The sequence below is a fragment of the Halomonas sp. Ps84H-12 genome, assembly GCF_024124725.1.
GTDB lineage: Bacteria > Pseudomonadota > Gammaproteobacteria > Pseudomonadales > Halomonadaceae > Vreelandella > Vreelandella aquamarina.
The window spans coordinates 1-7,262 of sequence record NZ_JAMXSJ010000069.1; the positions used below are offsets into that span (position 1 = coordinate 1).

A 7,262-nucleotide genomic window follows, 5' to 3' on the forward strand; every position below is an offset into this window, starting at 1 on the left:
GAGTTGCGTTAGACTGTTTCATGACCTGCCTCCCTCAATAGTGGCTCTGCATTTTGGTCCCTACCTCAACGTAATCCACGACGTTGAGGAGGGGCAGGTCAATCCATGATGTCTACTCGATCTTAAACGCCATGAAAAGTCGTGAAATTCTCCGCGCTTTCACGCTCGGTAATAAAGCTGTTCTCGGGTGCCTGAGTGTCTTCGTAGCCTAGCGCTATGCCGCAGAGCAGAAGCGAGTTTTCATCCAGCTTAAGCTCGTCGCGAATAAGCGTGTGGTACCAAGCAAAGGCAGCCTGCGGGCAGGTATGCAGCCCCTGGCCACGGGCGGCCAACATCACACTTTGGATAAACATGCCGCAGTCCATAAAACTGCCGGCTTCCAGACGACGATCCATCGTGATGAAAAGCCCCACGGGTGCATCGAAAAGCTGAAAATTACGCCGTGCCTGGGCTTCGCGCTTGGCTTTATCGTCGCGTCCGATACCTAGTGTTGCATAAAGCCCAAAGCCACAGCGTCGGCGGCGTTCCAGGTAGGGTTCAAACCAGTTCTGCGGGTAGTAGTGATACTCGGGAGGGTCGCTTTTGCCGTGATCAACGGCGTCTAATAACCGCTGGCAAAGCTGGTCTTTAGCGGTACCCGCCACCACATGCACTTTCCACGGCTGGATATTGCTACCGCTGGGAGAACGGCTCGCGACCTGCAATATATGCATAATCGTTGCACGGTCGACGGGGGTGTCGAGAAAACGGCGCACCGATTTACGGCTGGTGATGGCGGTATCTACATGCATGCGGGCACTCCCTAAAAGAGTCGCGCGGTGCTTTCCCGCTAGCATGCCGCGCGCATTAAATGATGTTATTGGGCGACCAAGTGACAGCGGCTCTCTTCCAGCGATTGGAAGGCCTCTTCACCCGGAATCGTGCGCAGTATTTCGTAAAGATCCCACTCGTTAGTGGAGGCGTCAGGTGTTTTCACCCTGGCTAGGTACATATCATGCACCATGCGACCATCATCACGAATGTAGCCATTGGTGGCGAACATGTCGTTAATGGGAGTGTCTTGCATCATGGCGCGAACGGTGGCTGAGTCGTCCGTGCCGCTCGCTTCAACGGCATTTAAGTAGTGCATAACGCTAGAGTAAACGCCTGCCTGTACCATGGTGGGCATTCGGCCGGTGCGTGCTTGATAGCGCTCTGCCCATTCACGTGAAGCCTCATTCAAATCCCAGTACCAGCCAGTCGTTAGTTGCATGCCTTGGGTGCTTTCCAGTCCCAGCGCGTGTATATCGTTTAAAAAAACCATTAACCCAGCAAGTGACTGACCAGACTGTGCCAGGCCAAATTGCCCTGCTGTGCTAATTGCATTAACGGTATCAGCCCCCGCATTTGCGAGCCCTACGATCTTGGCGCCTGAGCTTTGCGCTTGCAGGACATAGGAAGAGAAATCGCTGGTATTTAACGGGTGGCGTACGCTACCCAGAACCTCGCCTCCATGCGCTTCCACTACGGCGGTAACATCGCTTTCCAGCGAGTGTCCAAAGGCATAGTCAGCGGTAATCATGTACCAGCTATCACCCCCTTCTGCGAGTATCGCTTTAGCAGCACCGTTAGACATGGCGTAAGTATCATAGACCCACTGTACATGGTTCGGCGTGCAGTACTCGTTGGTGATGCTCAGTGCTGCGGCACCTGCCACCATGGCAAGCTTATCGTTTTCCGCCAAAAGCTGAGTGGTCGCGATAGTCACCGACGAGGCCACCATACCTGCGACCATATCCACATTACGCTGGTCGATCCATTCACGTACGGTATTGGCACCCACATCAGCGCTGTTGCGGTCATCACCACTAAACACCACTATCGGTGCTCCGTTAATCTCACCGCCGTGATCTTCGACCGCCATGTTAAGCGCTTCCAAGCCACCAGGGCCGGCCAAATCGCGGTAGGGCCCTGACATATCAGATAAATAGCCGATGCGGATTTCATTATCGCTGAAGCTTGCCTGAGCGCTGCTGAACGCACTGGCAAACACGATGCCTAATGAAATAACTAATGGTTGTTTATTTAAAGCAGACATAGAACCCCCAACCCCGCGCAAGACGAGGCAGAATTGTTGTTATCGGTATGGGTAGTAACGCTGGGTGCGCTTTAACAGCGCTGTTAGTTGAGTTGGTTATGGTGTATCGGTCGTTTCCTCCTTGGCGTGTAGCGCGGTATTTTCTAAATCGTGCTGAAGTTTATTCAGGTAGTGCAATAAGCTGACGGTCTCATCGAAGGAAAAGCTGCCCAGACCATCACGGTAAAACTCATGAATACGGGGCTGTAAACTCTCCCAAAAGGCGCGACCTTGGCTGGTTAGTAAAATAATCCGCGCGCGCTTGTCATCGGGATGAGGAATACGTTCGACATGGGCATCGCGCTCCAAACGCTTAAGCACGCCGTCCAGGCTTTGACGGCTAACCACCAAATAATCAGTAAGCGCATTAAACGAAATACCCTCTTCAAAGCCTTTGCGAGAAAGGGCGCCCAGCACTGCCCACTGCACGGTGCTCAGGCCCACTTCACTGATCGTCTGCTTTTGCAGGATATTGCTAACCTGAAAAAGCCGAAAAAATAGTCGGTTTTCCACGCTTTTGTCATCTTCACTCGCCATCGGCAAATCCTTGACTGGGTCAATAGAATCAGCGCCCAGTCGCTCGAGTGAGACAAGCAAGAAGCCAGCGTTCACGCAGAGACCGACTGACGCGCAATAATATTTTTCATAATCTGAGCTGTGCCATCACCAATTTGCAGCCCCAGTACATCGCGCATGCGCTGGGAAAACGGCAAATCTTCTCCCCAGCCCGTATGCCCGTGGGCTAGCATGCACTGTTTGATCACATCAAAGGCTAGCTTCGGCCCCCACCACTTATTCATAGCCGCTTCAGCAGTATGCGGGCGCTGGTTGTCTTTTAGCCACAGTGCGTAATAACACTGCAGCCGCGCCGCTTGCACGTAGGTTTGGTATTCCGCCAGTGGATGGGTTAAGCCCTGAAAGGTGGCTAACGGCTGACCAAAGGCTTCACGCTGGGTGAGCCACTGCCAGGTTTCATCCAGTGACTGCTGAGCGACGGCTAAACACTGTAAACCAATCAGCGCACGGCTATAGTCAAACCCCTGCATCACCTGCTTAAAGCCTTGTCCCTCTATGCCTAGCATGTGGTCGGCAGGCACGCGCACATTGTCGAAGAAAATAGAGCCACGGCCAATGGCTCGTTGGCCTGAATCTTCAAAGCGACTAGTAGAAACACCTTGGCTCTCCATGGGCACTAAAAAAGCGCTGATGCCACTGGCGCGCTGCTCTTGTGTGCCGGTTCGAGCAAAGACCACCGCTACATCCGCCTGATCGGCCATGGAAATGGAGGTTTTTTCACCTTTTAGCAGAAAGCTATCGCCGTCACGGGTTGCTTTGAGCTTAAGGTTGGCAGCATCTGAACCGCCGTGCGGCTCAGTGAGTGCGATACAGCAGATCTTACGGCCAGCCGTAATGCCTGATAACCACTCTTTGGCCAATTCCGGCTGGGCGTGATGGGCGATGATTTGACCATTAAGAGAAGCGAGTAGGGGTAAATAGCCGACATTAAAGTCACCCCTGGCAATCTCTTCAACAATCACGCCGGTGGTAATACAATCTAGCCCACCGCCACCAAACTCTTCGGGTAGCTCGCCGCCCAGACAGCCCATCTGACCTAACTCGTAAACGATCTCACGCTCGATGCAACCCGCCTGCTCGCGCTGCCGATAGCGAGGGGCTAGTCGTTCGCCGGCAAACCGCGCGATGGTGTCGCGAATGGCTTCTTGCTGTTCGGTAAATGCAAAATTCATGATGCTTTACTCACTCTCTAGAGACTCCCCTTTGTGAAGGGGAGCAATGGTGGTGACTAATAATATTTGCGAAATTCGGGCTTACGCTTTTCCTTAAACGCAGCAACACCTTCCTGCGACTCCTTGGTGTCGTAGTAAAGGCTTAGCGCCTGCATACCGAGTGCACCAATACCGGCGATATTTTCGCTGTCTGCATTGAACGAACGTTTTGCGATGGAGAGGGCAGTCGGGCTTTTCTCAAGAATTTCGTCACACCATTTACGCACTTCCTCGTCAAGCTGTTCAGGCGGCACTACCGCATTGAGCAGCCCCCATTCGAGCGCTTGCTGAGCCGTATATTTTCGGCACAGGTACCAGATTTCACGTGCTCGTTTTTCGCCAATGACGCGGGCGAGATAAGCGGTGCCAAAGCCAGGGTCAACCGATCCCACTTTTGGACCTACCTGGCCAAAAATTGCTGTCTCTGACGCAATACTTAGATCGCAGACCACATGTAAAACGTGCCCGCCTCCAATGGCAAACCCATTCACTCGTGCAATGACCGGTTTAGGCACTTGGCGGATGAGCGTTTGCAGCTCCTCTACCGGTAGACCGATGATGCCACGGCCGTCGTATTGACCCTCGTGCGCGCCTTGATCGCCCCCGGTACAGAATGCTTTGTCACCCGCGCCGGTGAGCACAATGACACCAATCGACTTATCCCAGCCAGCACGGTTGAAGGCATCAAGCAGCTCCATGCAGGTTTTCCCGCGGAAAGCGTTGTAGCGTTCAGCGCGATTGATGGTGATAGTGGCCACCCCATCGGTGACGTCATAGAGGATGTCTTCGTAACTCATGTAAGTCTCCTGACAAAGATAGGTAGAAGCTGGCAGTGATTAGCCAGCCATGGTTAAACCACCGGAGACACTAATCACTTGTCCGGTAATAAAGCTGGCTTCGTCGCTGGCAAGCATGGTGATAATGCCGGGGTAGTCTTCAGGTCGACCAATGCGTCGCATGGGTACTGCATTGCGGAAGACTTCCAAAAGTTTTTCAGGATCCCGTGAGGTTTCCGCCACGCCTTTTAGAAGGGCTGTATCGGTAGGGCCAGGGCAAACGACGTTGAGCGTCACATTCTTACTGGCGAGCTCGCGTGCGAGCGTTTTGCTTAAACCCAACAAGCCGGCCTTACAAGCGGCGTAGACGGCCTCACCGGATGAGCCGACTCTGGCTGCGTCAGAGGCAATGTTGATCACACGACCACCGCCCGCTTCTACCATCTTGGGTAGAACGATATGGTGCATGTTGAGAGCACCGGTCAGGTTAATGGCAATCAGTGACTCCCACATAGAAGGCTCTGTTTTTAGAAATGGCATAAACCGGTCAAAGCCGGCATTGTTAATCAACACCGTGGGGGTGCCTAACTCCTGCTCGATGCTTGTCACCGTGGCAGCGATGGCGTTGTAGTCGGTGATATCGGCAACATAGGCTTTTATTTGGCCGTCAGCTTTTCCAATGTTGTTCACAGTGACTTGAGCCGCCTGACCGTCGCGGTCGAGTACTGCCACATTGGCGCCATGTTCAGCGAAGCGCATGCACACAGCCCGCCCAATGCCGCCGCCGCCGCCGGTGACGATAACTGTTCTACCTTTTAATCCTTTCATATTGTTTATTCACCTAACTGCAGAAAATTTTGATTTTTCGGTATGTTTCTTTTAGGCGTCTTGGCGAGCCTGATCGCGCAATTTAAATTTCTGAATTTTTCCGGATGGGGTGCGCGGCAGTTCGTCGAGTACCTCTAAAAACTCTGGCTGGTACTGGCGAGTTACTTTGCGTTCGCTGAGGAAAGTGCAAACTTCTTCGAGTGTTAGTGACTCCACCCCCTCTTTGAGGGTTACATAAGCGCATAGCCGCTCGCCCAGGCGGTCATCGGGCTTACCTACCAGCGCTAGAGTGTGGATCTTCGGATGTTGGTAGAGAGTGTTCTCGATATCGACGATGGGGATGTTCTCGCCGCCGCGGATCACTACGTCCTTAGAGCGCCCGGTGATGCGGACGTAGCCTGCTTCATTTAGGCGAGCTAAATCTCCTGTTGGGAACCAGCCTTCAGCATCTACGCCGTAAAGATCCGGCTGTTTAAAGTAGCCGACGAAGAGGCTGGCGCCTCGCACCCATAGGTTGCCCTCTTGATTAGGAGGCAAAACGTTGCCCTCAATATCCGTCACTTTGAGCTCCATGTAGGGAAGCGGCACGCCATCGGTATTGACTGCATTGGATGGTTCGTCATCAGGTAGAGTAGTGGTCACTGCGCCGTTCTCAGTCATTCCCCAGGCAGAGAGAATGCGGGTGGGAAGATTTTTGGCGGCTTTTTCAACCAGCGGGCTGGGTATCGGTGCGCCAGCACAAAGGAAAAGCGTCAGCGACTGAAGGTCTGATCCGTGCTCGATAGCTTGTGTGGCGATATCAGTCAGGAAGGGAGTCGAACCAAGCATTAGTCGTGGCTTCTCAGCGCGAATAATCTTCACTGCCTCCTCAGGCAGCCAAGTGTCCTGAAGCACTACAGTCGCTTTGAGATAGATAGGCAGCAGTAAGCCATAAAGAAAACCCAACTGATGCGCCAGTGGAGAGGGCATAAAGACAGTGTCTTCCTCTCCCAGCCCTAGCCGTGAGGCAAAGGGACGAATATGGCTCATCAGGGTATTAGATGTGTGCATCACGCCTTTAGGCTTACCAGTAGTGCCTGAGGTGTAGAGCAGCTGTACGACGTCATCACCCGATATTCGGCGGGCCTCGAACAAGGTATTTGTGTCGATTTCACTTTCCCAGGCGCGGTCAAGCAGTACTTTTTCGAAGCTATCGTCATCATCACTACCGATGACCAGTACATGCTTTAAAGAGGGCAGATCCGTTTGTAAGCCATTGGCCATGGCAGCATGATCAAAATTTCGGAACATTTTCGGAACCACTAGCACCTTGCTTTCGGCCATCCGAAGCATGAATGCTAATTCGTGTTCGCGAAAAATAGGCATTAGTGGATTAAGTACGGCGCCAATACGAACACAGGCCATGTGTAGGGCTGTCATTTGCCAGCCGTTGGGCAATTGGCAAGAAACAATGATCCTGCCCAGTAACGGTGGACACCTCAAGAACGTCATACGTTACGATGAGGTGAACCATGGCAAGATCGACAACATCAATGAAGAAAAAATCATATACCCGTTACTCAGATGCCTACCGGCAAGAAGCCTTAGCGCTTGCGGATCGCATTGGCGTTGCAGCAGCGGCGCGTGAGCTGGGAATACACGCGAGTCAGCTCTATCAGTGGCGATCTAAAGCACAGCTGCAGCAAGACACATCCGAGCGAGAGCGGTCGTTGGCAGAAGAAAACGCCCGCTTGAAGCGCCAACTAGCCGAGGCAA

Annotated in this window: 8 protein-coding genes; 1 reads left to right on the forward strand and 7 read right to left on the reverse strand. The window is 53.0% G+C overall.

Features of this window, described 5'->3' with window-relative positions; translation table 11 throughout:
* Positions 1–122: 122 nt before the first annotated feature.
* The 7 genes from NH344_RS17755 to NH344_RS17785 form a co-directional block, all read right to left on the reverse strand.
* Positions 123–791, reverse strand: a complete 669-nt coding sequence (locus NH344_RS17755) for a nitroreductase (RefSeq protein WP_062375683.1) — start codon at positions 789–791, stop codon at positions 123–125.
* A gap of 65 nt (positions 792–856) precedes the next feature.
* Positions 857–2,077, reverse strand: a complete 1,221-nt coding sequence (locus NH344_RS17760; RefSeq protein WP_062375687.1) for an ABC transporter substrate-binding protein — start codon at positions 2,075–2,077, stop codon at positions 857–859.
* A 96-nt stretch (positions 2,078–2,173) separates the two neighbouring features.
* Positions 2,174–2,653, reverse strand: a complete 480-nt coding sequence (locus NH344_RS17765; protein WP_062375689.1) for a MarR family transcriptional regulator — start codon at positions 2,651–2,653, stop codon at positions 2,174–2,176.
* 71 nt (positions 2,654–2,724) lie between these two features.
* A complete protein-coding gene (gene aliB / locus NH344_RS17770; protein ID WP_062375691.1) occupies positions 2,725–3,864 on the reverse strand; it encodes a cyclohexanecarboxyl-CoA dehydrogenase in 1,140 nt (379 codons plus the stop codon).
* 56 nt (positions 3,865–3,920) lie between these two features.
* Positions 3,921–4,700, reverse strand: a complete 780-nt coding sequence (locus NH344_RS17775) for an enoyl-CoA hydratase-related protein (RefSeq protein WP_062375694.1) — start codon at positions 4,698–4,700, stop codon at positions 3,921–3,923.
* 39 nt (positions 4,701–4,739) lie between these two features.
* Positions 4,740–5,507 (reverse strand): SDR family oxidoreductase, encoded by a 768-nt coding sequence (locus NH344_RS17780; protein ID WP_062375697.1) that lies wholly within the window; start codon positions 5,505–5,507, stop codon positions 4,740–4,742.
* A gap of 51 nt (positions 5,508–5,558) precedes the next feature.
* Positions 5,559–6,998 (reverse strand): AMP-binding protein, encoded by a 1,440-nt coding sequence (locus tag NH344_RS17785; RefSeq protein ID WP_290444103.1) that lies wholly within the window; start codon positions 6,996–6,998, stop codon positions 5,559–5,561.
* A gap of 20 nt (positions 6,999–7,018) precedes the next feature.
* Between NH344_RS17785 and NH344_RS17790 the strand changes: the two genes are divergently transcribed.
* Positions 7,019–7,262 (forward strand): transposase (locus tag NH344_RS17790; RefSeq protein ID WP_235253490.1); only part of this gene is annotated, 244 nt, incomplete at its 3' end.

Bases quoted from the DNA above. Each gene is read 5' to 3' on its own strand.
- NH344_RS17765 (WP_062375689.1), bottom strand. From the start codon at position 2,653: ATGGCGAGTGAAGATGACAAAAGCGTGGAAAACCGACTATTTTTTCGG.
- NH344_RS17775 (WP_062375694.1), bottom strand. From the start codon at position 4,700: ATGAGTTACGAAGACATCCTCTATGACGTCACCGATGGGGTGGCCACT.
- NH344_RS17760 (WP_062375687.1), bottom strand. From the start codon at position 2,077: ATGTCTGCTTTAAATAAACAACCATTAGTTATTTCATTAGGCATCGTG.
- aliB (WP_062375691.1), bottom strand. From the start codon at position 3,864: ATGAATTTTGCATTTACCGAACAGCAAGAAGCCATTCGCGACACCATC.
- NH344_RS17785 (WP_290444103.1), bottom strand. From the start codon at position 6,998: ATGACGTTCTTGAGGTGTCCACCGTTACTGGGCAGGATCATTGTTTCT.
- NH344_RS17780 (WP_062375697.1), bottom strand. From the start codon at position 5,507: ATGAAAGGATTAAAAGGTAGAACAGTTATCGTCACCGGCGGCGGCGGC.
- NH344_RS17755 (WP_062375683.1), bottom strand. From the start codon at position 791: ATGCATGTAGATACCGCCATCACCAGCCGTAAATCGGTGCGCCGTTTT.